A 24,138-nucleotide genomic window follows, 5' to 3' on the forward strand; every position below is an offset into this window, starting at 1 on the left:
TATTATTACAATAAAATGGGTATAATTGCATGATTTTTACAATTGATTAAGGCTATGAATTTTTCTTTTTCTGAAAATCATACTAATTACTCATATTAGTAAAGTTTTAAAGGATCTTCGTTCACATAAACACTATGTAAACCTTAGTAAATCGAACTATTTTTGTAAGCTAAGATTTTTATAGATTTCAATTTATTTGTACCCACAACATACTTACAGCATTGTTTTTACCCCTACAAACAATCCTAAAGAACTAGATCTTTAGACCCTTCTTTTTATAAATAGTAGAAAGTTTAAGAAAAAATTTTCTATATATAATTTTGGTCTTTATCTATCGTTCATCACATATTTTTTAGAGAGTAGAGTATCACATTTTATATGAAATAGGGGAGACGAAAATGTTTACAGTAAATTTTTTTGAAAACAAAAATCTTTTATTAAGCCAATTGCTCAATAATGTCCCATCTGTTGGTGAAAACCTAACCATTAAAGGACGTAAGGGGAAGGTTTCAAGCGTTACTAGTTCAGATGAGAGAAACTACCATGTACAAGTTCTTCTAGAAACAGTCAGTAAAAACAAACCTACTATAGACAACACAAAAAAGAAGAAAAGATAATCGGGAGATAAAAATTCTATTTTTTATTTTCTAGTCAACAAAGACAAGTAAATTTATACTGTATATTCGCTTTAAAGTTGGGGACAGGGTACCTGTCCCCTAATGATTTCATTAATCAGAAAGTGTATGAGAACACAAGAACCTGGAAACAATATCCCTTAATCTTTAGATTAATAAGCAAACGATATTGAGGGATAGAATTGGAGAAAAAGTTCATTCAAGCTATTCAAAGCTTTGCACACCCACTCAATGATCTTCGGGATCTAGATGTACTAATAAAAGGAATGAATAACGAGAAGTTTGTTTTACTTGGTGAATCCTCACATGGGACCTCAGAATTTTATAACATTCGAGCAGAACTTTCAAAAAGACTAATTCTGGAAAAAGGTTTTACCTTTTTAGCAGTTGAAGGTGATTGGCCGGTTTGTCAGAAAGTCAATGAATATATTAAAGGCTGGGATCTGAAAAGCAACCATGCCCGAGATGTATTACAGGCATTTAACCGCTGGCCAACCTGGATGTGGGCCAACGAGGAAATGGTTGAATTTATAGAATGGGTAAAAGCCTATAATCAAAGACAGCCTCTTGAGAGAAAAGTTGGGTTTTACGGGATTGATGTCTACAGCCTTTGGGAGTCATTAGATGAAATAGTGAACTATTTAGAAGAAACAAACTCACCTGATATTGTGGCAGCAAGAAAAACAATTGCCTGCTTTGAGCCATTCAATCGTCAACCCGAAAAATATGGTATATCTGCAGCTTTCTATTCAGCTGACTGTCATGATGAAGTCATAAAACTGTTAACAGATATATCTTTAAAAAGGAATATCTATTTGGATAATGAAGAAAGTGGATTAAACCTTGAGGTCAATGCACTTATTACGGCAAATGCAGAAAATTACTATCGGACAATGATAACAAACGATAATGAATCATGGAATATCCGCGACCGCCATATGGTTGAAACATTGAACAGAATTATGATGTTCTTCGGGAATCAGGCAAAGGGAATTATCTGGGAGCATAACACCCATGTTGGCGATGCTAGAGCAACAGACATGGCAGATGAGGGAATCGTGAACGTCGGACAATTATTGAGGGAACAAGAAGAAGAAGAAAATCTCTTTATTATTGGATTTGGTACACATCGCGGTTCAGTCATAGCTGCTGACAAATGGGGCAATAACTTCAAACAAATGATCACCCCTCCAGCCCAAGCTGACAGCTGGGAAGACCTTATGCACAGGGCCAATACTAAAAATAAAATATTACTATTTAATAATGAAAATAGGCATGTATTCAATCATCCCATCCGACATCGTGCCATCGGCGTCGTATACAACCCTCTAGACGAGCATTTAGGAAATTACGTACCCTCAAAAATGTCCGAACGATACGATGCGTTTATTTATATCAATAACACGAATGCACTTCATCCACTTGCGGGACAGAGAGACAGAAACCGTGTCCCAGCAGAGAATCAGCAATAGGATGCAAATGGAAAGGGAATCAGCCATTCTAGAATAAAGTAGAAAAACAACCAGTTACTGTAAAAAAACAGCAGCTGGTTGTTTTAATATTATTCCCTGCCAATTTCCGGTCTATTTCAAAGATTGAAATAGGATTTGTTCGTTTTGAACTACGTATTTCCCATTACCTAGATCATACATACCGGGTACATAACGATACACTCGGTATTTTTCTCCCTTTTTCAAAATACGCGGGAGTTTTTTTGTTTTGTTGATTTTTTCCCATACAACTAATTCACCATTGTTCTTATATAGAATTACTTTTCCTCGTAAAACTTCCTTTGTACCATCGCTATATTAAAGATGGCAAGATTATCAAGGATTTTTTCTCGTTCCTTGGCATCCGTAGGCAAGCTGTCTTTTAAAGGCAGAACAATAGAAACTTCGCGGCTTTGCATATTTGTTTCAATTTCCATCGGTCGGCCAAGTACCTGCACAGTTTGATTATAAATACCTTTAAAGTTTGCTTTTTCATTGGTTGGATATCCTTATCGTTATTTAGAATGATTTAGCGTAAATTGTCATACAAAATAATCATAATATATATTATTTCTTAAGGATTGCATAGAAGTTCAAGAAAATAGTAAAAATTCCCATCTAATGTCATATAATCATATAAGTCTTTTCTCACTTCAATTATCTGCATGACTAAAATCACTATGTTAAACTACCATTTTTTAGTACAAATTGATCAAATTTCTCATCCCGTAACATTAGGTATATTTTGCCACTATTAGACCTTTTTACCCTTGTTCAATTACCATATTATAGTAGGATTAGAGAATAATTTTTATTTGGAGGTTGTTTAGATTTATGCCAAAAAAACTAGTTACCTTGCTCATTGCTATGCTAGTAGCTGCATTCGTTTTAGCCGGGTGTAGTGGAGATAAGCAAGCATCTAAGGAGAAGGAATCAGAAGGTTCTAAAGAAACAGCTGCAGCAGAAGCGGATAAGAAAGAAAAAAATGAAGATACAGAAAAAGAAACAGAAGAAGCCGATACAAAAGAAAATGAAGGTTCCAGCGACTTTTCGGAATTAATTAGTTACATGGAAAAAGAAACAGAAGGAACGACTAAGATCCTTTATGAAAATGACACTCCGCAAAAGCACGAGATGGAAGGGGTTTCTGTCTCATTAGATGCATATAAACTTGTTGAATTAAAAGACTTTCATACAGATTTTATGATTCCGTTTAATGATCAAACAAATGGTGGCGTCATTATTGCCAAATATACTGTGAAGAACGAAACAGATAAAGATGCTTATTATATGCCTGCGTTTTATCTGAATTTTACAGGTGCTTCGAAGGCATATAATAATTATAGAGATCTTTTGCCTGAAGAGGAACAGCTGCCAACAAAACTAGCTCCTTCCAACGGATACTTAATTAAATCTGGAGAAACTATTTCCGGCTATTATACGTACCCATTTGGTGATGATCATTTAAAACAAGTACTTAATTTATCAACTGCAGCCATAGAGGTCCCTGCTCCACTAGCTGTAAAAGATGATTTTTCTTCTTCATTCGGAAAAGAAGGACAATTCACACTGTCACTGAATGAAAGCGGCGAGAAAAAAGTAGAAGGTAATAAGAGCTTTTATCAAGATAAGGCAACCATTGATGATATGGGCACGAAAACAATGATCGAAGAGAAAAATGGAATTGGTAAAAGTGAACCTCTTGGTGATGCGACTGTTACTTTGGATGGGTATCAATTCACTGAATTTGTACCAAACGAAGTGGAAGCACCGCGATTTGAAGCGTTCAATAATGGGGTTGTTCTATTAACTGTAAAGTTTAATATTGATAATAAAGGTGCTTCAGAGATTGCCCAAAGTTCAATCAGCTCTAAACTAACGGTTAATGACGGAACACAATATATGCTTAACGAAGGCATGTTACTAAATTATAAATATAGTGATGTAATTGCACCTGGAGCTAAAGGTGAGCTGCTGCAAATCTATGTATTAGAAAAAGAAATGTATGATAAAATTTGGAAAGATAAATCATTTGAAGTTGAAGTAGGACCAATGAGAGATAAAGAAGCAAAAGATCTTTCAAAAGGGAAAAAGGTTACATTTACTCTAAAATAATTTGATCTTCATAAGCCTTTCCTCGTTTTTAATCGAGGAAAGGCTTTTTATTTATTCTATAGCGCCTCACATCTCTGTACTTCTTTAGAAGACCCGGCAAAACGATCTCCTGCCCGATAAAAGAAAACACTAAGTAATACAATAAGGGCCATTGTGCCAAATAAATAGGCTCCGCTTCCAAACGTTAATAGCCAACCGCCTATGATAGGACCGACGAAGCTGCCGACATTTCTAAACTGAGCTGCCCCTAAGTAAGTTCCCTTTTGATCATCTGGCGCAATTTGATCAATTAGAATATTCATAGAAGGAAACGTAAAAATTTCCCCTAATGTTACGACAGCGATAGCCACAATAAGCATAGGGAGATTTGTTCCAAAAATAAAAAGAATATAACCGGCAACAAAAAAGAGAATCCCAATGGTCATTGCATTGACAGCTGATATTTTTTCACTCCAAAGACTAATTGGAAATTGCAGCAGAATGACAATCGCAGCGTTTAATGCAATTATGACTGAATATAAATAAACCCCATTTTCGAAATTTATTTCTAAAAATTGTGGAATAGTAGAGTCCAATTGAGAATACCCAATATTAATAAAGATCGCCCCTAAAATAAAGAAAACAAGTGCACGATTAGAGGTCACAATTTTTAGCATTTGAAAAATATGAACCGGTGACTTGCTTATAACCTGCCGCATCGTATAGCGATTTAAAATAATGAAGAGAAAAACACCATAAACACAATACATAAAACCTGTAATAAAAAATGGGATGCTCTGCGTTGAAACAGTAGCAATGTAAGCCCCTAGCAACGGCCCGATTACACCTGCAATATTAATGGCTGTATAACGAAGTGTAAACATCCTTTTGCGCTGATTAGGTTCAGTGAAATCAATCATTAACGCTTGTGTCGACGGCTCAAAAAAGGAGCGGCATAACCCATTTAAAGCGTTCAGGAAAATAAATAGGTAAATACTTTTGGCTAATCCAAAACCAATAAAGACAAAGCTCCAAACAAAAATCGTCGTAAGGATAACCTTTTTTCGGCCAAATCGATCGGTCAAATACCCGCCAATAAAACCGCCAATTGTCGCAACAAGTGGTGCGACTCCTACCGTAATTCCGATTAATACCGGATGAACATCCTGCGTATTATGCAAATATAAAGCCAAAAATGGAATAGCCATAAAACTGGCTATTCTTGTAAAAACCGTGCCCCCAAGGATAACCCAAACAAGGATATGGAAAGATTTTGTCTTTTTCATTATGTACGTATCCCTTTCTTATAGAAACTGTCCATCAATTTGCAAAAAAATTGCCACAAAAAAACACACGTTCGATTATGTTGATTATAATCGAAGGCGTGTTCCTTTTAAACATTTTTTTGTAATTAAATGGTTTATAAAAGAGACTTTCATGATAAATTGTTGTTTACTATATCACACAAGAATTTTTTCGAGTTTTTTTACAGAGGTTTCATTCGTACATATATTTTTAAAGTGTGTCAGAAGATAGTCTATGGCTTCTTCTCTATTAATTTCAATTAATTCTATCTGATTTCTTTTTGCCCAAGAATCATACGTTTCAAAAGAAGTGCTGCTCCAGCCATTCTTTTCCCCATTCTCATCCGTTTTTTCCTGAATGCCTGAAATAACTATATCCATTGTTCCTTGCAATTCTACTAATGCATTTTCAAATATCTTCTTTTTTTCTTTCTCCCGCATATCTGCTTTCGTCCTCAATGTTCTTGTATCGATCCCTTCTTCAAGACTAATAATCCTGAACAAATGCAGCGCTTCTTTTGATACATTCCCATTGTAATAACGTTCTTCAACCGAATCATTATAGCCAAGCACCTTTTTCACATAAGGGAGTAACTGTCGGGATACAAGTATTGATTTTTTCTTCATAAATTTCCCGTACCCAGCTACCCCTTCTGCAGAAAACTTCGTCCTCCAATTCCAAGGATCGAATTCTGTCCCAGAATGCCAGGCTTCTTCCAAAGTAATGCTATTCAAGGATGGAAAATCAGGTATCAAAGGGGCCAGAGGCAGCAATCCAACCTCTTCAACTACTTTTACAGCTTCCTCATATGTTTTCACTTTATAATCCATCAGCATAGCTCCTTTATATAAATCTTTTCCTTTTATTTTCGATAAACTCATTAAAATTCCCTTCTTGTTGAACAAGCCCTCTGGGCAAATTCTTTCATTTTTTCTAAAGATATGTGCCGTGATAAGATAGCAGATTTTAGGTAATAAGAAGCAGTTATTTAAGAGTATGTAAAGGAGAATTGCTATGAATTATAAAAATATTACAGTTGCCGGGAGCGGTGTTTTAGGAAGTCAGATTGCATACCAAACCGCTTTTAACGAATTCAATGTAGTTGTATATGACATTAATGATGAGACGTTAGCATGTGCAAAAGATAGAATTATGAATTTAAAGCCACATTACCAAGAAGATTTAGGGGCAAAGGAGGAAGAGGTTAACAATGCTTACAATCGAATTTGTTTTAGCAGTCACATGTCAGAAGCTGTTCGTGATGCAGACCTCGTAATTGAAGCCATTCCTGAAGTGGTTCAAATTAAAATAGATTTTTACTCTGAGCTTGGGAAAGTTGCACCTGAAAAGACGATTTTTGCATCGAATTCTTCCACATTGCTGCCAAGCCAATTTGCAGAGGTAACTGACCGTCCAGAAAAATTCCTGGCTTTACATTTTGTCAATGAAAATTTGAAAAACAATACCGCTGAAATCATGAACATCCAGGAACAGATATGAAAGTGTTTGATGAAGTCATTGAATTTGCTAAAGCCATTGGGGAATGGTTGCCTTGCCATTACAAAAAGAGCAGCCTGGCTATATTTTAAATTCTTTATTGGTTCCTTTATTAGATGCATCTCAAATGCTATTAATAAAAGAAATTGCTGATTCAGAAACCATTGATAAAACGTGGATGGTAGGAACAGGCGCACCACTTGGTCCGTTTGCGATTTTAGATGTAGTAGGCATTAATACCGCTTATAACATCACTCTTGCAACTATTTCCTCGTCCCACTAAATATCCCCCAATTTATCGACTAGTTTAATCGAAAGGTACACGCTGGCAGTTCTCAATTGCGGGACATAAGGACAGGTTCCCTGTCCCAGTGTCCAAATCGTTTATAAAAGAAATTACCTTTATACACTAATAAGTTTGTGGGACAAAGTTCCTGTCCCCTCGTCCCATCACTTAAAAAGATAATATACATAGTCCGTTGGAATTCCTCGTTCACCTTGCTGATGCAGCATGGCTGATATGTTTCCGCGGTGGTAGGTGCCATGATTGACTACATGGTGAATAAGATCGGCAAGTACGAATTCCGTACGTCCAAATCGAGGGTGCTCAGTAATAATGATTTGCTCTCCATCCTGCTGCTCTGCAAAAAAATGATAATATTCTTCTGAAAGCGAATGATAAAGACCTTCAAGTTCGGCGATAGATACTTCAGATGCCTCTTGCTTTCGGCGGTTAACCGCTGTAACTGTATCCTGATAACTGCTTCCCTTCATCGTCTCCAGCCACGTGACATCTGTTGCATACAGGTGGACCATTACCTCTGAAATCGATGAGAACACACTATTGATCCTCTCTTTATAAATCCCCTCAGGCAATTGCTTCAAATGCTGGAATACTTTCTGGTTAGCCCAAACATGGTAATCGTACATTTTCTTGGCTCTGTTATCTTTCATTTCCCTATTCCTCCCAGCTGCTATATTTCTTTGAAATTATTTACTACAAAAATCTTTATTCTACACATATTCATTAATTCCTTTTCACATAGCTTTGAAAAACACACTTGATTCCTATTTAAAACAAAAATAGGACAAGGGTCCTGTCCCCTCGTCCCACCATATATTTTATTTAAACCAGCCTTTAATCCATAATCCGATTAACATAGTAGAGCCAACCACAAGCATTACTGTTAATACACCGAAGTATCCAAAATGCCAGGAGAGTTCCGGCATATATTCAAAGTTCATTCCATAAATGCTTGCGATAAAGGTTAAAGGGACAAAAACAGATGTCATCACAGTAAGCGTCTTCATAATCGTATTCATTCGATCAGAATTAATGGAAAGATAACTATCCCGAATATCTGCTGTCATTTCCCGATTGGACTCAATCATTTCAGAAAGCTTCAGCAAATGGTCGTATATATCCATAAAATAAATCCGTTCTTCTTTAGGAATGATTAAGTTCTCAGAGTTTAAAATCCTATAAAGTAATTCTCGCATAGGTAAAATGGTTCTGCGCAATCTAAGCAGTTTTTTCCTGATTTCATAAACTTCCTCAATTAAATTTTGGTTTGCATCTTTTGCTTCGATTTCATTTAATTCATCTTCCATTTGATAAACACTTGGGAAAAATTCATCTACAATTTTATCCATTATTAAATAGTAAATATATTTTGCACCTTTACTTATAACAGCTTTATCTTCTATTATTCTTTGTTGAATGAATTCAATTTCAACTGAGGATGTAAGATGAAAAGTTACAATGAAATTATGTCCTACAAATACATCCACTTCTTCAGGCATTAGTGAAGATTGGTTTAATGTATGCAAAACAAAGAAATCATAGCCCTCGTAATGGTCAAGTTTAGGACGCTGTAAAAAGTGCAAGCAGTCTTCTATCGCAAGTGGATGGAAATTAAAATGTGTTTTAAGAAGCTTCACTTCCTCTTCAGCAGGAGAATCAAAATCTACCCAATACCATTTTATATTTTGATCAGTTAAGCGATCCATTGGTATATCTTTTATCAGTTTTAAATCGACAGTAACAGCAAAAATCCGAATCATGTATTAGATACCTTCTTTATTTTTCGTCAATACACACTAAGCTTTTGCAATCATTACAAAAAATATTAATCGAAAGAAGTCTTAAAAGAAAAAGCACTGTAGTTCATTTCAAACGAATCACAGTGCTGTTTGGGATAATTTTTATTCTTTTCATTTTAATGCTGGCAGTTTTGACAGAAGTACGTTTTACGCGAGGAAATTTCTTTCATTGCAATCGGTGAATGACACCGTCTGCAATTTTCCCCTTCACGGCTATGGACATACATTTCATAGCCTCCTGTTTTGCCATCTCCCTTAAAAAGGGGCTCCTCCATATAACCGCCTTGTTGAATCCCGAGCTGAAGAATATGCTGGATTGATTCGTATAGGCGAGCAAGATCATCAGGATCTAGTTCATTTATTTTTCTTTCTGGCAGAAGCTGTGCATGCCAAAGAATTTCATCCGAATAGCGATTCCCGATGCCAGCAATGACCTCTTGATTCAGCAGTGTTGTTTTCAAACCCCCTCTTTTGTCTTTCATGATGGTATGAAAAGCATGGAGAGAAAAATTTTGATCAAGCGGCTCAGGCCCAATTTGTTGATATTCCTGCTGTACCATTTCATGTGATAAAAGATGTAAATACCCTAAACGGAGACCAATAAAGTAAAGGTGATAATTTCCAAAGGATAATTGTACCTGTACCGTTCGATCTGGACGGTCTTCTTCCTTTCCAAAAAACATTCGGCCACCAAGCATTAAATGCAAAAGTAAATTTGAGTCATTTTGCAGCTGGAAAACTAGATATTTCGCTCTTCTTTCAATGCCTTTTATTTTCTGATTTAAAACAAGAGAAGTAAATTGCTCAACTGGTACATTAATTGATTTTTCCCGGTTTATCGTGACCTCCGTAATTGTTTGACCGCCAATCAATGGTCGCAGCAACAATTTATACGTCTCCATTTCGGGTAGTTCCGGCATGATTTCACTCCTACATAAACATCTTTCATCGTATTATTCCGCCATACCTATACCCCTATTCTGGCAACAGCTATTTTTCAACTTTTCTTGTCGAACTTCCTTTAATTGTTTGCGTTTATTTCCTCACTGAAATGCTCAATCACAGCCTGAACACTCATGACGCCAAGATTTCCTTCCTTTCGCTTTCTTATCGCCACAGACCTATCCCTTGCCTCTTGATCACCGATGATTAGCATATAAGGAATCTTTTGCTTTTCCGCTTCTCTTATCTTAAGTCCCATCTTCTCAGACCTCGAATCCAATTCCACTCGTATTCCCGCAGATTCTAATTGTGATTTAACTTCAGAAGCATAATCAATATGGGAATCTGAAATAGCTATTATTTTTGCCTGAACAGGTGCCAGCCATAGCGGAAAATCACCAGCAAAATGTTCAATTAAGATTGCCATGAACCGCTCAACTGAGCCATAAATCGCCCGATGAATCATTACAGGGCAATGAAGCTTCCCATCTTCACCTACATATGAGCAGCCAAACTTTTCTGGCATTTGGAAGTCAAGCTGAACTGTTCCGCATTGCCAGCTTCGTCCGAGTGAATCCAAAATATGAAAGTCAATTTTTGGTCCATAAAAAGCTCCATCTCCAGGATTGATTTGGTATGGCATCCCTTTGCTTTTTAAAACAGACTCTAATGCGAATTCAGCTTCATCCCAAATTTCTTTTGAACCCATGTATTCGTCAGGCCGAGTTGAAAGCTCTACCTTATACTCAAAACCAAAATGAGCATAGAATTCATCAATCAAGGATAATACCTTATCTATTTCGGATTCAATTTGGTCTACCCGGACAAATAAATGGGCATCGTCTTGTGTAAAGGAACGCACCCTTAGCAGTCCATTAATAGAGCCTGACAGTTCATGGCGGTGGACTAACCCAAGTTCAGCAAAGCGAATCGGCAATTCACGGTAACTTCTTCGTTTATTGTTAAAAATTAAAATCGCTCCGGGACAGCTCATTGGTTTAATCGCATAACTTTGTTCATCCACATGAGAGAAATACATATTATCCTTGTAGTGCTGCCAATGACCTGACTGCTCCCAAATTTCCTGTTTCATCATAATAGGTGTTTTAATTTCCTGATAGCCTGCCTTTTGGTGCTTCTCTCTCCAAAGGTTTTCAAGCTCATTACGAATGACCATTCCTTTTGGCAGGAAGAAAGGCATCCCTGGTGACTCTTCCATTGAAGTAAAAAGCTCTAACTCTTGACCTAACTTTCGATGATTTCTTTTTTCTGCTTCGATTTGATTAGACATCTTAAAGTCCCCCTAATTTTTAAAATCTTTATAAATAAAAAAACGCACCCATCCCTATAAAAGGGACGAGTGCGGTCGTGGTGCCACCCTAATTCCATAAGGCACATGATGAAATGTGCTTTATGCTCAAAAAGATAACGGATTTACCGATTATAGTTAATTTGGTTTTAAACCAGTTCCCCATAATTGCTCCAAGGCGGTAAACTATTCCCTTTTCTTCAGGGCTTCCAGCCAATGACCCTGTTCTCTGGTAAGAAAATTAAAAATAATTCATGTCCTTTTCAACGCGATAACTATTTGATTTTATCTAGAAAAGCGCAAGCGCCTTGATCATCGCCGTACAAACTGGAAGGGTCACGACTGAGATAAAGGAAACACGGTGAGCGAGTGCGAACCGATGTTGACTTATCGTAGGGAGGGGACCTGAAGTTTGATAGGCGATAGGCGCTGGAGCTAGACAATTCTCTAACTCCAAAGTTAAAAATTCTGATACTATAAAAAAAAACGCACCCATCCCAACAAAAGGGACGAGTGCGGTCGTGGTGCCACCCTAATTCCATAAGGCACATGATGAATGTGCTTTATGCTCAAAAAGATAACGGATTTACCGATTATAGTTAATTTGGTTTCAAACCAGTTCCCCATAATTGCTCCAAGGCGGTAAACTATTTCCTTTTCTTCAGGGTTTCCAGCCAATGACCCTGTTCTCTGATAAGAAAGTTAAAAATAATTCATGTCCTTTTCAACGCGATAACTATTTGATTAAAAAAAACGCACCCATCCCAATAAAAGGGACGAGTGCGGTCGTGGTGCCACCCTAATTCCATAAGGCACATGATGAATGTGCTTTATGCTCAAAAAGATAACGGATTTACCGATTATAGTTAATTTGGTTTCAAACCAGTTCCCCATAATTGCTCCAAGGCGGTAAACCATTTCCTTTTCTTCAGGGCTTCCAGCCAATGACCCTGTTCTCTGGAAAGAAATTCAAAAATAGTTCATGTCCTTTTCATAGCTAATAACAGATCGTATTATTATTGCAAATAACTGTATTACAGATATTTAAAAATGTCAAGCGGATTTTAAAAAAACATTGTATACATTACACTTTAACTTTTCTAGTATAATTTTACACTGTAATCCCGCATGGCTGTCAGGCTGACAGCTTTTGTTAAGGTTCTTTTTATCAAGTAAATACCTATTGCCCGTAATTGCAGACTCTATTTCTTCCAGATTGTTTTGCTTGATATAAAGCTTTATCTGCATCCTCTATTAGCATAGTTGGGTCTTTTGTCGTTTCTTGATAGCATGCTACTCCAACTGAAATAGTAAGGTCGATTTCTTTCCCTGAATGCAATGTAAAAGGTGTGTCCTCAACATTCTTTCTGATACGTTCCGCTAATTCATTTGCTCGATTTAATGGGCAATCTAAAAGGAGAACTGTAAATTCTTCTCCGCCATTTCGGCTTACTATATCAAAGGTTCTAGTACTTTGCTGAAGTCTTAATCCTAATTCCCTCAGAACCACATCGCCCTCTGAATGCCCGTACGTATCATTTACCTTTTTAAAAAAGTCTATATCAATAAATAGAAGAGCTAGTTTCTGTTCATTTGTTTGTAAATCTTTGATTAAGTGTTCAAACACTTCTTCAAATTTCCTCACATTGTTTAATCCTGTTAATCCATCTGTGGTAGATTCTGTTTGGTATTTATTAAATAGTTTTTGGCTTTTTCTTATATAGGCTAGTACATAAAATGATAAATAGGCTGATAAATATGAAACGATCCAATAAATAGGCAAAACCTTCAAAACAATGATAAGGCTACTTACAAGATAACTAAATACAATGGAGAACACCAAATTATTAAAGGTTACTATCGCAAGGATTTTTACTTTTTTAGAATAATTTTGTTTTGAAAAAAATAATGCAAACAAAGTCCCCGACACACTAATAAGTATCGCAAGATAAGAAGATACACTCGCTGAAATTAGAAACCTTCCTACAAGCGTCATAATCATGGAAATCAATGCAGGTATTGCTCCACCATAGTAGGCTAATAGAATAGTCGGAATATGCCTGAGATCCACCATTGTATTATCGACGGTGATACTATATTGCATAAGAGTATTACTTAAAACGCCGCCTAATACACCTATTAAAATCTTTATTTTAAGCGTAGATTTAGTTTGCAGCGGATACTTATTTGATACTTGAGAATAGAAAAACAAAACTGATACGAGAATAGCCAAATTCGTAAAAAGGTCTTTAATCATCATTTTTATCACCAAAAAGAAAGATAGCATACTTTCAAGCCAATGAAAATCATTATTTCCTTCCATTCCCTACTCATTCAAACCGTAAAAACTTAATAAAAAAAGAACTATCAGTTTGACAGTTCTTTTGCTGTTTCTGGCTTATCTGATAAATTTAAAAGAACAACTCCGCCAATAATCAGGATGATGCCCGACAATTTAAGCATGTTAAATAGTTCACCCCATACTAATACACCAATTAGAGCGGTTAAAGCGGTTCCAACACCTGACCATATCGCATAGGCCAAACTTAATGGAATCGTCTTAAGGCACAATGATAAACAATAAAACGAAAGTGCATAACCTATAATAACTCCAACTGAAGGGAATAAAACTGTAAACCCTTCTGACATTTTAAGCATTGAAGTTGCAAATATTTCTCCGATTATAGAAATAGATAAAAAGGCATATCCCTTCATACTTGTGTCCCTCCATATTAATGAGCTCCTCCAACATTCAATAGAATGACTCCACCGATGATTAAAAGCAAACCTATTAGCTTTTTGCTGCTAAACTTTTCTTTGTAGATTGTAAATCCTACTACCGCTGTAAGCGCCGTTCCTAATCCTGCCCAAATCGCATAGGCAACTCCAAGTGACAAAGTTTTTAACGATATAGATAAAGCATAGAAGGCAATCCCGTATCCGATTACGATTCCTAAAGAAGGAAAAATTCTCTTAAACCCATTTGAAACTTTAAGCATGGAACTCCCAAATACTTCGCTTACAATGGCAATTAATAAAAGGACAAAAGCACTCATCCTTATTCCTCCTTGATTGTCATCTTTACTAATTGTTGGAATACCGCCTCCTGCATCTCCTTTTCTACTTGAGCTACATTTAACAATTGCGAGTAATATAGTCCATCTAACACTAAGCGAATGATCATGGCGGTAACTCGATTGATCCCATCATCTTCTAACTTGGTTAAAATAGATTGATAGCTTTCAGATATATTTTGAACAACACCTGAATTTAATAAAGCAGCAGCTGAAATACCCACGTTTAGCTCCGCATTATGCTCCAGGTCAAATTTTGATGCTTCGATTAAAGCGCGAGACCACTTCCCTTTCTCAATAGGATCCTTTTCAGCGAAGCTTTTAAAATTATGACAAAACTCATCAAAGATGTATATCGCTATCCCCTTTATCAATAAATCTTTATTTGGATAATGATATAACAACCCACCTTTGCTTATTCCTGCTCGTTTCGCCACTGCATCCAATGTCAAAGAATGAAAGCCACTGTCAAGAACAATTTGCGTTGCTGTTCTCAAAATTAATTCGCGTTTTTCATTGGCTTTTGAATCCATTTAGCTCCTCTCCTTACATATATTTAAACTATTCCTTATCCTTATTGTACCGTCTGGACGGTTTTTTCGTCAAACTAACACCACTTAATAAAACATTGTATCTACACATTCAAATGGAGTGAGGCGATTACTTATTTTCGTAATCTAATTTATGTATCCTCAAATGAATTTAACAAGATAAAAAATTTTATCTTGTTAGTAAGGCAGAATCTGCAGAAAAAATAAATAAAGAGTAATTTAACAGTTGTTTATATAAGAATATGCTTATATAATAATATAAGCTTAGCTATTCAAATTTATATGATGATTGATTGGAGGTTTACCATTGAAACATGAGTTAGATATCGAAACAGCAGCCAATATCCTCAAGCTTTTAGGAGACAAAACTCGTTTAACCATGATAAAAATTCTCGCTGATCACGAGTGCTGTGTATGTGAATTTGTAGCCCTTTTTCAAATGACCCAACCTGCTGTAAGCCAGCATTTAAGAAAATTAAAAGACAGTGGCCTAGTAAAGGAATCAAGAAAAGGCCAATGGGTATTTTACTCTTTAAATCCTTCACACACTTATTATGACTTTGTCCGTAATGTAATCAGTCATTTGCCAAATCAACTATCTAAATTAAAAGAGTTAGAGGCACAAGGGAAACGTATTTCTTGTGACTAACAGCATGGAGGATTCTACATGATTTCAATTATTTTAGCCATTATAATCTTTTTAGCTACATTGACTTTAGTCATTTGGCAGCCAAAAGGTTTAGGCATCGGCTGGTCTGCATGTGGAGGTGCTCTCTTAGCACTTCTAGTTGGAGTTGTAGACTTTAATGATGTGATCGATGTGACATCAATCGTATGGAACGCAACCTTAACGTTTATTGCCATTATCATTATTTCCTTAATTCTTGACGAAATTGGATTTTTCGAGTGGGCAGCACTACATATGGCTAGAGCAGCAAGAGGAAACGGGATTCTCATGTTTGTCTATGTGTCCTTACTTGGCGCAATAGTAGCTGCATTGTTCGCGAATGATGGCGCCGCGCTCATTTTGACACCCATTGTATTAGCCATGGTTCGTAATCTAAAGTTTAATGAGAAAATGGTATTCCCATTCATTATTGCAAGTGGATTCATTGCAGATACTACATCACTTCCCTTAATCGTAAGTAATTTAGTGAATATCGTATCTGCTGACTTTTTTGGAATTGGGTTTGCTGAGTTTGCTTCAAGAATGATCATTCCAAACTTCTTTTCATTAGCTGCAAGCATTCTTGTGCTTTTTCTATTTTTCCGTAAAAGCATTCCGAAGAATTATAATATGTCCCAACTGAAGCAGCCCGCCCACGCCATTCGAGACAAAAAAATGTTCAAATTATCATGGGGTGTATTAGGCATACTGCTTCTTGGATATTTTGCTAGTGAATTTACTAGGATTCCAGTATCAATTATTGCTAGCATCGTGGCGATTTTTTTCCTTTTCATGGCTAGAAGAAGTCATGCTGTGAATACACGTACAGTTATTAAGGGAGCTCCTTGGGCCATTGTATTTTTCTCAATTGGTATGTACGTGGTTGTTTATGGATTAAGAAATGAAGGGCTTACTGATGTGTTAGCCGATCTTATTCAAGCAACAGCTGATCAAGGTTTATTTGCTGCAACAGTAGGAATGGGATTTATTGCTGCCATTCTCTCTTCGATCATGAATAATTTGCCTACAGTTATGATTGACGCACTTGCAATTGCGGACACTCAAACAACTGGGATCATACGAGAAGCACTTATTTATGCGAATGTAATCGGGTCAGATTTAGGTCCTAAAATTACACCAATAGGTTCTCTCGCAACTTTATTATGGCTTCACGTCCTTTCGCAAAAAGGAGTCAAAATCTCTTGGGGGACTTATTTTAAAACAGGCATTGTGTTAACTATTCCAACCTTGTTTATTACTTTAGTTGGGTTATATATATGGTTGTTAATCATTCATTAAGCATAAAAGGAGGAGAAAATTCATGAAGAAAACAATCTACTTTTTATGTACAGGAAACTCTTGCAGAAGCCAAATGGCAGAAGGATGGGCAAAGTATTATTTAAACGGCGAGTGGAATGTATACAGTGCTGGAATTGAAGCGCATGGATTAAACCCAAATGCAGTCAAGGCCATGAAGGAAGCAGGTATTGATATTTCTAAGCAAACCTCAGATATAATTGATCCTGCTATTCTAAATCAAGCCGACTTGGTCGTTACTTTATGTGGAGACGCAGCAGACAAATGCCCGGTTACACCACCACATGTAAAAAGAGAGCATTGGGGATTTGATGACCCGGCAAAAGCAGAAGGAACAGATGAAGAAAAATGGGCTTTCTTTCAGCGTGTGCGTGATGAAATTGGCGATAAATTAAAACATTTTAGCCAGCTGCAATAGGCAAGAAATAAGATGATAAGAAAGAAAATCCCAACTTTGATCAAAAAGTTGGGATTTAATGTAACAATCAATTATTTCTTTACAGCATGTATATAATGAATCGTTTCAAAGGCAGATAGATAATCTTCTCGGTTGCGAAAATAACGATCATCAATCTCAATTGGAGTTAGATGCTCATATATGAGTAGCCCTACATCTTCTAAAAGGCTTTCCATTTCACCATAGGCGAAACAGGATTTCATCGGTTCCCCGCCAACAGCTGCCATGGCTACTGTATTTTTCACTCGATTGGATAACCCCGATTCGTGAAATAAATTCTCATCTGCATAGTCAAATACTATGGAACTGCCCGAAGGCATTTGATCAAATAGATCTTCAAGCAAATCCTTGATTTCTGGTTTCGTTAAATAGTAAGTGACACCCAAAAGGCTAAAAAAGGACTTTTCTTGCTTAAATCCAGCTTTTGTCAATGCTGTATTAGTGAATTCCTTAGTAAAGTCCATAGGAACAAAATGCAGGTTGTTCGGTATTTCTAGGTGCGCATCAGCTATTCTTTTCTTCTTAGACTTTTGTGTAATTGGATGATCAACCTCAAAAATATTTAGACTGCTAGTTAATTCAGGATAGCGGAAAGAAAATGTATCCAAACCAGCTCCTAAGATCACATATTGTTTAACTCCTAACTCTACTTCATTTAATAATACGGACTCACAATATGCAGCCCGTGCCAATGGTGTCGGTGAAAGCTGTACTTGTGTAATCCATTTTAACACTTCATCCGAATTATTTTTAAACCTTTCAGCAATCTCTTTATTGAAAAATTGTATCCCTTGGACCATGTTCTTTTGAATATCTATTAACTCATTTTTAGTTATTAGTTCCTTGGCTATAAAATCATCAAAAATCTTGGGTGTATCAAATTGGCTATGGTATGCTCGACCAAATGCTGAAACTAATGACGTAACTGATTCATTTTTTTTCACACAATCGTCCCCCATAAAAAAATAAGATTCCCCTGGCCAGGAGAATCTTATTATATAACCGAAAATATTAATTGTAAATTATAGCATAAATAAAAAAATTTGTCAAATTTATTGCCCTTATTTAAAGAATTCATATAAAAGTACAGAATGTATTTCATCGTTTATGTTTTCCTTTGTCTGCACTCGTTCTATTAATCCTTAAAATTCTTATCCCTCAGCATGCCGTTTCCCCCTTTTCATTGTAAATAAATCGGTTTATTAATTTTGAATATACTTATACCTGCAAACTCATAGAGACTGTTCTTATGTTAAATCCTAATTTCTCATACAGCTTAATGGCATGATTGCCTGCAAATGCACTTAGCCGGACTTCTGAATGCCCTTCTTTTTTTAAATGGTCAATTCCCTTATTCATTAACTTTATAGAAATCCCATTCCCTCTAAATTTTTCTAAAACATATAATTCATAAATAAACCCATATTTTTTATCAGTGAATTGGTCCTTGCTTGTTCCTATGAGGATCCATCCCATTAATGTATTGTTTTCTGTTGCAATTAAATAAGAGCTGCCCTTTTCCAAAAGTGGCTCTACAAGCTGTTTAATTTTCTCATTTGACGGTTTTATTTCACCCAAAGTGCCATCAAATACGGCTTGTGGTGAAAGTGTAATAATTTCATTAAGTTCCAACTTAGTAGGTTTTCTAATATCCATTTATCATAGTCCCTTCAATATCCTTTTACTAAGTTTAACATATTATCCAAAGGCCTTTTTCTAAAACCAAGCATCATATTCATTAGTTTTCCGTACTATTTACAAAAAATTGACAGCTTTATCACACAAGTCATTCAGATAAGTATATCTTCCGAGTTAAACGAATAAATGCCTCTAACGGAGGTGTCATCAATTTATCTTTATGCCAAGCTATTTGAGTATAAAGCGGTGAATCGAAAGTCTTCCACGAAAATCCCTTCATTCTTCCCTCCTTAATATCTTTTTCTACGACCATCTCGGGTAATAGTGCCACACCTAGTCCCGCAATGACACATTGCTTGATTGCCTCAATACTGACAAATTCTATTTTATCTAATGGATATACACCCGCGGATTTAAGCGAGTCTTCAAGCATTATTCTATAAGAACATCCCGTTTCTGTCAGTAACAGCGTTTCATACTTAAGATCTTCTAGTGAGAGAATGGAATTAGGATGGTTGAGTGCGACAACCAGCTTCAATTCCTCTTTGATAAGTTCCTCTACTCTCAAAGAACCCTCTGGTCTAACCTTATCCATAATAAAAGCAATATCTAATGCCCCTTCCATAAGCTGTTTTCTCGCCATCTCATCCGAATGTGCCGGTTTAAAAATGAGCTTAACTTTTGGAAATGCATCCTTGAATTCTTTAAGAATTAATGGTAATCGATAGGTGCACTGGCTTTCCTGGGCCCCTATTGTTAAAGTACCTGTTGGTTCTTCCTCTCCATTTGCAGCCAGTATGGCTTCTTCACTTAACCGAATCATCTTTTCAGCATATTGCTTAAACATGTGTCCAGCCTCTGTTAATATTAATCGTTTTCCTAGACGTTCAAATAAAGGTTTGCCAATTTCGTCTTCAAGGGCTTTTATTTGTGCTGTTACACTTGATTGTGCAAAATTCAAAAGTTTAGCCGTCTGCGTAAAATTCAAATTTTCTGCGGCATGACTAAAAGTAATTAATTGTTTAATCTCCATGTGAACCGCCTTTTATAATCGTTTTTTTCGATTTAATTAATCAAAATAATCACCTTTATCGATTTATACAATCATTATAAGATAGAGCTAATCAAGGAACAATTAGTATACAAATTCATTTCGAGAAAAGGAGTATTTTACAATGACAGTTACCGTTTTAGACGGAGGAACCCGACCTAATGGAAATACTGAAATACTGACAAACCATGCCATCCAAGGAAAAAATGCGGAAATAATTTACTTGAAGGATTACCAAATCCACCCGATTATTGACATGCGGCATTCACCAGAAGGCTTTCAGGACAGAAATGATGATTATAATTCCATTATCGATCGTATTCTCCCGCACGAGATTTTAATATTCTCAACCCCCATTTATTGGTATAGCATGTCAGGAATAATGAAAAACTTCATTGATCGATGGTCTCAAACATTAAGAGACCCTAACTATCCTGATTTCAAAAGGAAAATGGCTGAAAAAAAGGCATATGTCATTGCTGTTGGAGGAGACGATCCATCTATTAAAGGACTGCCGATGATTCAGCAATTTAAATACATTTTTGATTTCGTTGGAATTGATTTTGCGGGATATATTATTGGAAATGGAAACAAGCCTGAGGAGATTAATCAAGACATTGAAGCATTATTCAAAGCTGAACAGCTTCAGAAAAAGCTAAAATAAGACCAAGAATTAGGGATTTAAAAAGATAATAGTAAAGGAATATCCCCTAGGGGCATTCCTTTACTTGAACATGCTATTAAGTCTCCAATTTTATTAAGAATTTAAATCATATATACGCCCTTTAATCAAATATGCTGCACTCTCCGCAATATTCGTGATATGATCAGCTGTTCGTTCAAGATAACGATTAATAAATAATAATTGAACTAACTGATTTGTTTCCTCTGGATGCTCGCTTAAGTAGCTAGTGATCCGCTTATATGTCTCACCATAATACTCATCCACTTGGTCATCTAAACTGGCTACTTCTTTTGCAAGCATCATGTTTTCATCTAAAAATGCCTGTACTGCCTTTTGCAGCATGATAATCGATATTTCCTTCATTTCTTCAATATTTGTCATGCTTAATAGCGATTTGGAATTTCCAATTTTTATCGTAGATTTTGCAATATTTACAGCAAAATCTGCAATTCGCTCAATATCTGAAGAGATTTTTAAGGCACCAATAATTCCTCGTAAATCTCTAGCAACAGGCTGCTCTTTTACCATGAGCCACACGACAAATTGATTAATTTCCGCTTCCAAATTATCAATGGCCGTATCTTCTTCGATTACTTTTAATGCCAATTCAATATCTTGCGTTTTGAAAGCAGTAAAAGCCTTTTCAAACGAAGAAACCGTGAGCCGGTTCATCTCTATTATTTTATCTTTTAATTCCTGCAGTTTATTCTCATAGTTTTCACGAACAACCATTTATTCTCACTCCTATATTTAACCGAATCGGCCAGTTACATAATCTTCCGTTCTTTGATCCTTCGGCATGGAAAAGATATTATTTGTTTCGTCATATTCAATAATTTCTCCATTTAAGAAAAAGGCTGTTTTGTCCGAGACTCGTGCTGCCTGCTGCATATTATGAGTAACAATTACGATTGTATAATCCTTTTTCATGTTGGCAATTAACTCTTCTACTTTTAACGTTGATATTGGATCTAATGCAGAAGTAGGTTCGTCCATTAAAATAATCTCTGGTTTCATCGCAATGGCACGTGCAATACAAACACGCTGCTGCTGCCCGCCTGATAGTCCGAGCGCTGATGTCTTCAAACGATCTTTCACTTCATCCCAGATTGCTGCACCACGCAAGCTCTCTTCAACAATTTTATTTAATTCTTTTTTGCTTTTTATCCCCTGCATTCGCGGACCATATGCGACATTATCATAAATACTCATTGGGAATAGATTGGGCTTCTGAAATACCATCCCTACCTTTGTCCGCAGCTTGATGACATCATTTGTTTCGTATATATTTTCGTTATCAATCACTATATCCCCTGTAATTTTGACTCCATCAATTAAATCATTCATACGGTTTAACGATCGTAAAAAAGTTGATTTTCCGCAGCCAGATGGACCGATTAAGGCTGTTACTTCTTTTTCATGAATATCTAATGATACTTTATAAAGTGCCTGTTTATCACCATAGAATAAGTCTAAGTCTTTTACATTAATTTTAGCTGTTTCATTTGTTTGCTTCGAATTCCTTACTTCTTCATTGCGTTCAATCACTGTTGTCCCCATTCATTACACCCCTCTTAATAGTCAGCTTTGTTTAACTTTTTGGATATAAATGTAGCCGAGAAATTCAGAATCAAAATGATTACAATTAATACGATTCCAACCGCAGCTGCAAGTTCAATGTCACCTGACTCTTGAGTTACTAAAAAGGAATGGACCGTTAATGTTCTTGCCGATGAAAAAATCCCTTCTGGCATTGCGGCTACCGTCCCTGCTGTTAAAAAAATCGCTGCGGATTCACCAACAATTCGCCCGATTGAAAGAATAATCCCAGAAAGAATACCTGGCATCGCACTTGGCAAAATGACTTTATATAGTGTTTGAAGCTTCGTTGTCCCTAAAGCAAGAGATCCTTCACGATAAGAGAGCGGCACTGTTTTTAATGCTTCCTCTGTTGTTCGGATAATGACTGGCAATACGATGATCGTCAATGTTAACGAAGCAGCGATGATTGACATCCCGAATTTTAGCGTTGTCACAAAGAATACTGCACCGAATAGTCCGTAAATAATAGATGGAATTCCTGTTAAGCTTTCCGTTGCATAACGGATTAGCCTAACCAATCGGCCTTGTTTTGCATATTCCTGTAAATATACAGCTGCCAATATCCCGATTGGAGTAGCTATTATTAATGAAATAAAAATTGTATAAAGGGTTGTAACGATCATCGGCCATATGCCGCCATGCCCTACTGGTGAGTAATCACCGAAAATAAAATTGAAGTCAATTAATCTAAATCCTTTGTAAAAAATATATCCAACAATAATAACGAGTACGGCTACGGTCAAGAAAGCAGAAGCCCAAAGAAGTCCAAGCAGCAGATGATCCTTAAACTTTCTCAACTTAATTTCCACCCTTCGAACTAATTTTTGCTAATACAAAATTCAACAATAAGATAAAGGAGAATAAAACAATTCCGGTTGCAAATAACATTTCTTGATGTGTACCAAATGCATAGCCCATTTCCAGCGCGATATTCGTCGTCAACGGACGAACACTGTCAGTTAAGCTTGTTGGCAGAATAAGGCTATTTCCCGCGACCAAAATAACGGCCATCGTTTCTCCAATTGCTCTCCCTAAACCTAGTACAACCGCTGCCATAATTCCTGACTTAGCTGCTGGCACAACTACTTTAAAAATAGTTCCAATTTGAGAAGCCCCTAATGCCAAGGAACCTTCACGATACATTTTTGGTACAGCACGAATGGCCGTTTCAGCTACAGTAACAACCGTTGGCAGCATCATGATTGCTAAAACAAGGATGACCGCCAATAAGCTTTGCCCTTTTACTAACCCTAAATTGTTTTGCAAAAAAGGGACAATGATGGCAAGTCCGAAAACACCATATAATACGGAAGGGATGCCTGCCAGCAATTGCACTGCAGGAGAAATAATTTTTGCTACTCTTTTCGGTGCAATTTCAGCTAAGAATATAGCTGTAAATAAACCTACTGGAACGCCAATGATTAGCGCACCTATTGTGGCGAATAAAGAAGCGACGATCATTGGGAAAATACCAAATTTATCTTCACTTGGCACCCAATCCATTCCAAAGATAAAGTCAAAAAAGCTATAACCTTCTGCCACAAATGGATGTGAGCCTTTGTAAAATACAAATCCGACGATCAATAATAAACTGACTACTGAAAGAAGTGCACAGAACAGAAATATTCTTGCTGATAACTTCTCTAGCATATATTTCCTTCTATTCGATTTTTTGATAGTTATGGATTGCTTTTCATTAGATATGCTTGGCATGTTGCATT

General features: G+C 36.4%; 25 protein-coding genes, 1 pseudogene and 3 other annotated features. Of the genes and pseudogenes, 8 read left to right on the top strand and 18 right to left on the bottom strand.

The window, feature by feature from the left end:
* The first annotated feature begins 398 nt into the window (after positions 1-398).
* Together FI644_RS08375 and FI644_RS08380 are read left to right on the top strand one after the other, a co-directional pair.
* Entirely contained in the window at positions 399-617 is a 219-nt protein-coding gene (locus FI644_RS08375; protein ID WP_053478027.1) for a hypothetical protein, read from the top strand.
* Between the two features lie 200 nt (positions 618-817).
* On the top strand, positions 818-2,107 hold the full coding sequence (locus FI644_RS08380; RefSeq protein WP_056681873.1) for an erythromycin esterase family protein: 1,290 nt from the start codon (positions 818-820) through the stop codon (positions 2,105-2,107).
* Positions 2,108-2,403: 296 nt separating this feature from the next.
* Here FI644_RS08380 and FI644_RS26280 read toward each other — a convergent pair whose 3' ends face one another.
* Positions 2,404-2,562 carry a hypothetical protein gene (locus FI644_RS26280; RefSeq protein ID WP_156319156.1) on the bottom strand — a complete coding sequence of 53 codons (159 nt, stop codon included), beginning with the start codon at positions 2,560-2,562 and terminating at the stop codon, positions 2,404-2,406.
* A gap of 397 nt (positions 2,563-2,959) precedes the next feature.
* Between FI644_RS26280 and FI644_RS08385 the strand changes: the two genes are divergently transcribed.
* Positions 2,960-4,240 carry a DUF5068 domain-containing protein gene (locus FI644_RS08385; RefSeq protein ID WP_056681870.1) on the top strand — a complete coding sequence of 427 codons (1,281 nt, stop codon included), beginning with the start codon at positions 2,960-2,962 and terminating at the stop codon, positions 4,238-4,240.
* Positions 4,241-4,296: 56 nt separating this feature from the next.
* Here FI644_RS08385 and FI644_RS08390 read toward each other — a convergent pair whose 3' ends face one another.
* Together FI644_RS08390 and FI644_RS08395 are read right to left on the bottom strand one after the other, a co-directional pair.
* On the bottom strand, positions 4,297-5,505 hold the full coding sequence (locus FI644_RS08390; RefSeq protein ID WP_056681866.1) for an MDR family MFS transporter: 1,209 nt from the start codon (positions 5,503-5,505) through the stop codon (positions 4,297-4,299).
* 174 nt (positions 5,506-5,679) lie between these two features.
* Positions 5,680-6,405 carry an AlkZ-related protein gene (locus FI644_RS08395; protein WP_246067042.1) on the bottom strand — a complete coding sequence of 242 codons (726 nt, stop codon included), beginning with the start codon at positions 6,403-6,405 and terminating at the stop codon, positions 5,680-5,682.
* 133 nt (positions 6,406-6,538) lie between these two features.
* Between FI644_RS08395 and FI644_RS08400 the strand changes: the two are divergent.
* Positions 6,539-7,283, top strand: a pseudogene (locus tag FI644_RS08400) (3-hydroxyacyl-CoA dehydrogenase); the annotation flags it as partial.
* A 188-nt stretch (positions 7,284-7,471) separates the two neighbouring features.
* Here FI644_RS08400 and FI644_RS08405 read toward each other — a convergent pair.
* The 8 genes from FI644_RS08405 to FI644_RS08440 form a co-directional block, all read right to left on the bottom strand.
* Entirely contained in the window at positions 7,472-7,975 is a 504-nt protein-coding gene (locus FI644_RS08405) for a DinB family protein (RefSeq protein ID WP_053478024.1), read from the bottom strand.
* Positions 7,976-8,143: 168 nt separating this feature from the next.
* The gene (corA, locus tag FI644_RS08410) at positions 8,144-9,085 is read right to left on the bottom strand and encodes a magnesium/cobalt transporter CorA (protein ID WP_056681832.1); all 942 of its coding nucleotides are present in this window, start codon (positions 9,083-9,085) and stop codon (positions 8,144-8,146) included.
* A gap of 155 nt (positions 9,086-9,240) precedes the next feature.
* Positions 9,241-10,044, bottom strand: coding sequence for a bifunctional DNA-formamidopyrimidine glycosylase/DNA-(apurinic or apyrimidinic site) lyase (gene mutM, locus FI644_RS08415; RefSeq protein ID WP_053478022.1), 804 nt, complete (start codon positions 10,042-10,044; stop codon positions 9,241-9,243).
* A gap of 101 nt (positions 10,045-10,145) precedes the next feature.
* Positions 10,146-11,357, bottom strand: coding sequence for a threonine--tRNA ligase (gene thrS / locus FI644_RS08420; RefSeq protein WP_053478021.1), 1,212 nt, complete (start codon positions 11,355-11,357; stop codon positions 10,146-10,148).
* Positions 11,358-11,415: 58 nt separating this feature from the next.
* Positions 11,416-11,651 (bottom strand) — a binding site (T-box leader).
* 226 nt (positions 11,652-11,877) lie between these two features.
* Positions 11,878-12,112: a binding site (T-box leader), on the bottom strand.
* 32 nt (positions 12,113-12,144) lie between these two features.
* Positions 12,145-12,379 (bottom strand) — a binding site (T-box leader).
* A 176-nt stretch (positions 12,380-12,555) separates the two neighbouring features.
* The gene (locus tag FI644_RS08425; protein WP_245637748.1) at positions 12,556-13,698 is read right to left on the bottom strand and encodes a diguanylate cyclase; all 1,143 of its coding nucleotides are present in this window, start codon (positions 13,696-13,698) and stop codon (positions 12,556-12,558) included.
* A gap of 44 nt (positions 13,699-13,742) precedes the next feature.
* Entirely contained in the window at positions 13,743-14,090 is a 348-nt protein-coding gene (locus FI644_RS08430; RefSeq protein WP_053478019.1) for a DMT family transporter, read from the bottom strand.
* 17 nt (positions 14,091-14,107) lie between these two features.
* Entirely contained in the window at positions 14,108-14,431 is a 324-nt protein-coding gene (locus tag FI644_RS08435) for a DMT family transporter (protein ID WP_053478018.1), read from the bottom strand.
* 2 nt (positions 14,432-14,433) lie between these two features.
* Positions 14,434-14,982, bottom strand: a complete 549-nt coding sequence (locus tag FI644_RS08440) for a TetR/AcrR family transcriptional regulator (RefSeq protein WP_056681829.1) — start codon at positions 14,980-14,982, stop codon at positions 14,434-14,436.
* Positions 14,983-15,307: 325 nt separating this feature from the next.
* Here FI644_RS08440 and FI644_RS08445 point away from each other — a divergent pair, with 325 nt between their 5' ends.
* Genes FI644_RS08445 through arsC form a run of 3 tightly spaced genes read left to right on the top strand, consistent with a single transcriptional unit; the run spans position 15,308 to position 17,402 of the window.
* Positions 15,308-15,649, top strand: coding sequence for an ArsR/SmtB family transcription factor (locus FI644_RS08445; protein WP_053478016.1), 342 nt, complete (start codon positions 15,308-15,310; stop codon positions 15,647-15,649).
* Positions 15,650-15,667: 18 nt separating this feature from the next.
* On the top strand, positions 15,668-16,966 hold the full coding sequence (locus tag FI644_RS08450) for an arsenic transporter (RefSeq protein ID WP_053478015.1): 1,299 nt from the start codon (positions 15,668-15,670) through the stop codon (positions 16,964-16,966).
* A gap of 22 nt (positions 16,967-16,988) precedes the next feature.
* Entirely contained in the window at positions 16,989-17,402 is a 414-nt protein-coding gene (gene arsC, locus FI644_RS08455; RefSeq protein WP_142108224.1) for an arsenate reductase (thioredoxin), read from the top strand.
* A gap of 71 nt (positions 17,403-17,473) precedes the next feature.
* Here arsC and FI644_RS08460 read toward each other — a convergent pair whose 3' ends face one another.
* The 3 genes from FI644_RS08460 to FI644_RS08470 all read right to left on the bottom strand — a co-directional run bounded on the left by FI644_RS08460 (position 17,474) and on the right by FI644_RS08470 (position 20,112).
* The gene (locus tag FI644_RS08460; protein ID WP_142108225.1) at positions 17,474-18,385 is read right to left on the bottom strand and encodes a class I SAM-dependent methyltransferase; all 912 of its coding nucleotides are present in this window, start codon (positions 18,383-18,385) and stop codon (positions 17,474-17,476) included.
* A gap of 274 nt (positions 18,386-18,659) precedes the next feature.
* Entirely contained in the window at positions 18,660-19,097 is a 438-nt protein-coding gene (locus FI644_RS08465; RefSeq protein WP_053478012.1) for a GNAT family N-acetyltransferase, read from the bottom strand.
* Between the two features lie 130 nt (positions 19,098-19,227).
* The gene (locus FI644_RS08470; RefSeq protein WP_053478011.1) at positions 19,228-20,112 is read right to left on the bottom strand and encodes a LysR family transcriptional regulator; all 885 of its coding nucleotides are present in this window, start codon (positions 20,110-20,112) and stop codon (positions 19,228-19,230) included.
* A gap of 142 nt (positions 20,113-20,254) precedes the next feature.
* On the opposite strand from FI644_RS08470, the gene FI644_RS08475 reads away from it, so the two are divergent.
* Positions 20,255-20,794: a flavodoxin family protein gene (locus FI644_RS08475; RefSeq protein WP_053478010.1), complete on the top strand. Its 540-nt coding sequence runs from the start codon at positions 20,255-20,257 to the stop codon at positions 20,792-20,794.
* A gap of 93 nt (positions 20,795-20,887) precedes the next feature.
* Here the strand turns inward: FI644_RS08475 and phoU are convergent, their stop codons facing one another.
* The 4 genes from phoU to pstC are packed head-to-tail and all read right to left on the bottom strand — an operon-like array spanning position 20,888 to position 24,130.
* Positions 20,888-21,547: a phosphate signaling complex protein PhoU gene (gene phoU / locus FI644_RS08480; protein WP_053478009.1), complete on the bottom strand. Its 660-nt coding sequence runs from the start codon at positions 21,545-21,547 to the stop codon at positions 20,888-20,890.
* Between the two features lie 18 nt (positions 21,548-21,565).
* A complete protein-coding gene (gene pstB, locus FI644_RS08485) occupies positions 21,566-22,375 on the bottom strand; it encodes a phosphate ABC transporter ATP-binding protein PstB (protein WP_082446467.1) in 810 nt (269 codons plus the stop codon).
* Positions 22,376-22,389: 14 nt separating this feature from the next.
* On the bottom strand, positions 22,390-23,214 hold the full coding sequence (gene pstA / locus FI644_RS08490; protein WP_056681826.1) for a phosphate ABC transporter permease PstA: 825 nt from the start codon (positions 23,212-23,214) through the stop codon (positions 22,390-22,392).
* A 1-nt stretch (position 23,215) separates the two neighbouring features.
* On the bottom strand, positions 23,216-24,130 hold the full coding sequence (gene pstC, locus FI644_RS08495) for a phosphate ABC transporter permease subunit PstC (RefSeq protein WP_053478007.1): 915 nt from the start codon (positions 24,128-24,130) through the stop codon (positions 23,216-23,218).
* Between the last annotated feature and the right edge of the window lie 8 nt (positions 24,131-24,138).

Origin of the sequence: Cytobacillus solani (assembly GCF_006704205.1) — a bacterium.
In the GTDB taxonomy this organism is placed as follows: Bacteria; Bacillota; Bacilli; order Bacillales; family Cytobacillaceae; genus Cytobacillus; species Cytobacillus solani.

Coding starts and splice junctions, on each gene's coding strand:
- FI644_RS08375 (WP_053478027.1), top strand. CDS start 399: ATGTTTACAGTAAATTTTTTTGAAAACAAAAATCTTTTATTAAGCCAA.
- FI644_RS26280 (WP_156319156.1), bottom strand. CDS start 2,562: ATGGAAATTGAAACAAATATGCAAAGCCGCGAAGTTTCTATTGTTCTG.
- FI644_RS08385 (WP_056681870.1), top strand. CDS start 2,960: ATGCCAAAAAAACTAGTTACCTTGCTCATTGCTATGCTAGTAGCTGCA.
- FI644_RS08390 (WP_056681866.1), bottom strand. CDS start 5,505: ATGAAAAAGACAAAATCTTTCCATATCCTTGTTTGGGTTATCCTTGGG.
- FI644_RS08395 (WP_246067042.1), bottom strand. CDS start 6,405: ATGAGTTTATCGAAAATAAAAGGAAAAGATTTATATAAAGGAGCTATG.
- FI644_RS08405 (WP_053478024.1), bottom strand. CDS start 7,975: ATGAAAGATAACAGAGCCAAGAAAATGTACGATTACCATGTTTGGGCT.
- corA (WP_056681832.1), bottom strand. CDS start 9,085: ATGATTCGGATTTTTGCTGTTACTGTCGATTTAAAACTGATAAAAGAT.
- mutM (WP_053478022.1), bottom strand. CDS start 10,044: ATGCCGGAACTACCCGAAATGGAGACGTATAAATTGTTGCTGCGACCA.
- thrS (WP_053478021.1), bottom strand. CDS start 11,357: ATGTCTAATCAAATCGAAGCAGAAAAAAGAAATCATCGAAAGTTAGGT.
- FI644_RS08425 (WP_245637748.1), bottom strand. CDS start 13,698: ATGGAAGGAAATAATGATTTTCATTGGCTTGAAAGTATGCTATCTTTC.
- FI644_RS08430 (WP_053478019.1), bottom strand. CDS start 14,090: ATGAAGGGATATGCCTTTTTATCTATTTCTATAATCGGAGAAATATTT.
- FI644_RS08435 (WP_053478018.1), bottom strand. CDS start 14,431: ATGAGTGCTTTTGTCCTTTTATTAATTGCCATTGTAAGCGAAGTATTT.
- FI644_RS08440 (WP_056681829.1), bottom strand. CDS start 14,982: ATGGATTCAAAAGCCAATGAAAAACGCGAATTAATTTTGAGAACAGCA.
- FI644_RS08450 (WP_053478015.1), top strand. CDS start 15,668: ATGATTTCAATTATTTTAGCCATTATAATCTTTTTAGCTACATTGACT.
- arsC (WP_142108224.1), top strand. CDS start 16,989: ATGAAGAAAACAATCTACTTTTTATGTACAGGAAACTCTTGCAGAAGC.
- FI644_RS08465 (WP_053478012.1), bottom strand. CDS start 19,097: ATGGATATTAGAAAACCTACTAAGTTGGAACTTAATGAAATTATTACA.
- FI644_RS08470 (WP_053478011.1), bottom strand. CDS start 20,112: ATGGAGATTAAACAATTAATTACTTTTAGTCATGCCGCAGAAAATTTG.
- FI644_RS08475 (WP_053478010.1), top strand. CDS start 20,255: ATGACAGTTACCGTTTTAGACGGAGGAACCCGACCTAATGGAAATACT.
- phoU (WP_053478009.1), bottom strand. CDS start 21,547: ATGGTTGTTCGTGAAAACTATGAGAATAAACTGCAGGAATTAAAAGAT.
- pstB (WP_082446467.1), bottom strand. CDS start 22,375: ATGGGGACAACAGTGATTGAACGCAATGAAGAAGTAAGGAATTCGAAG.
- pstC (WP_053478007.1), bottom strand. CDS start 24,130: ATGCCAAGCATATCTAATGAAAAGCAATCCATAACTATCAAAAAATCG.